Here is a 1,794-nt window from a genome sequence, read left to right on the forward strand (position 1 = left end):
GGGATCGTCCATGCGTTCGTGTGCCCCACCCAGTAGCCATCGATCAAAAAGCGGTCCATGAGATTCATAACGGACAAGATGACCAGCAGCTGCCAGAAGCCCGCCGCAAAGCTGCGTGCACCGTTTATCCCATAGACACAGACCAGCACATAGGCGATGTAGCCGGGAACGCATACCGCTTTGAAAATCAAAGCATTTTGCTTTATTTTTTCGCGTGTTGTAAGTCCCAGCTTCACGCACCGCCGCTGCACCGCCGGGCTGTAAAGATGCACCATCCCAACAGCCCCTTTGCGGATGCCCACGGCACAGACAAGAAATAGCAAAGCCCCCAACCCAAGACCTTCCAAAATCACCTGTAAAAGCATTACTTGTTCCTCCTGTATCCGTTTTCGTCCCGGTATTCGGGATGTTCCTTTAAGTATAGATCCTGATCGCCGCAGATGGTGTAATCACACTTACAGCCATTCGCACAGGTGGTCGTCCGCACCAGCCTTGCGTGAAGCAGTTCCATGGACGCATAGTCCACATTGCACAGGGCGGGCATAATGTCCGTAAATCCGAACCGCTTGGCAAATTCCGCCGCCGGGCACTCCGTAAATTCATAATAAATAGGCTTGTCGGTTTCATAAGGCGCAACCGACATCTCGTAATCGTGCCATTTGTCGCAGCCGCTTTTCGCACGAACAAACGCCTTGTACATCAGCTTCCTCCAGAACGGCTTGTTGCAGTCCACAAATTTCAGCTTGCGGAAAGTTGGAAGAATCAGTTTTTCCTCCATCTCTTCAATTTCACGGAATGTGGTCACATCCCGGCACACATCGTAAAAGCACATGATGGCGATGCAGTCGTAGGTGCCGCCTACGCCGTTGTGGAAGTTCTTTTTGCCGCCCAAGTCGGTGCGCCAGTCGGAGAGAAAGACCGCGTACTGCCGCTGCACCTTTTCCCATACTGTCTCCCACTCTGCTTCCGGATAGTGCAGGGCGATTTTCGCCAGAATTTCCTTTTTGCAGGGTTTGGAATATAGCACATGGCAGCTACGGTCAATTTGTAATTCGCTGTCCTTCATCTTCCCACGCCTTTCAGAAAACCGCTCTTTGCATTTTCTTCGGTGTCGTCCGATTCGTCGTAGGCATCATAGGGTGCTGATGGGTCGTGTACTCGTTTTTTGAATGGTGAACAGTGCTTGTCTTTGTGGGCAAACGCAAAGGCAAAATTGTCCGTCCATCCCGTGTGACCGGTGATGAAATATGGATGCAGCCCACGCGCGCGCAGTTTCCGCTCCAGCTCCGCCAGTGACTGCACAGCCAGCTTATTGTCCTCCGCCAGCGAGGAAATGAAGCTGTAGCCGCCGTCCGCGCCGAACCAGAGGGTATCGCCGGTAAAGAGATATTTCTCGTCCACAAGGTATACCATGTGCCCCCATGTATGACCGGGAACCAGAAAACACTCGATCCTGACGCCGTCAATGTCAAGTACCTGCCCATCGTGCAGCAGTACCTTTTCGTTGTTGAGCGTGACCTGCGGCAATTTATAGAGATGATAGATGACTTTTCGCCGCTCCTCGCCGGTGAGATACCGGTTCTCGATCTCGCCGATGTACAGATTCGCATTCCGGAACAGCCCCGGACTGTCTGCTTCCACCGCACCCACATGGTCGGTGTCCTGATGGGTGATAAGGATATGGTGTATCGACTTCGGATCAATCCCAAGCCAGCCCATTTTTTCGGCAAGGCGGTCGTAGTTATATCCCGCATCGACCATAATGGTCGTATCGCCTTTGCGGTAGAAGAAGAT

The 1,794-nt window shown here is 52.5% G+C and carries 3 protein-coding genes; all 3 read right to left on the reverse strand.

Annotated elements, in window-relative coordinates; all coding sequences use genetic code 11:
- On the reverse strand, positions 1 to 365 hold a 365-nt coding region (locus WMO20_RS14285), incomplete at its 3' end, for a hypothetical protein (RefSeq protein WP_349187295.1).
- A complete protein-coding gene (locus WMO20_RS14290) occupies positions 365 to 1,066 on the reverse strand; it encodes an L-2-amino-thiazoline-4-carboxylic acid hydrolase (protein WP_349187296.1) in 702 nt (233 codons plus the stop codon). The genes WMO20_RS14290 and WMO20_RS14285, both read right to left, overlap by 1 nt.
- A partial coding sequence (locus WMO20_RS14295) for an MBL fold metallo-hydrolase (protein ID WP_349187297.1) occupies positions 1,063 to 1,794 on the reverse strand: 732 nt, incomplete at its 5' end. The genes WMO20_RS14295 and WMO20_RS14290, both read right to left, overlap by 4 nt.

Source organism: Faecalibacterium intestinale (assembly GCF_040096575.1).
Lineage (GTDB): Bacteria > Bacillota > Clostridia > Oscillospirales > Ruminococcaceae > Faecalibacterium > Faecalibacterium intestinale.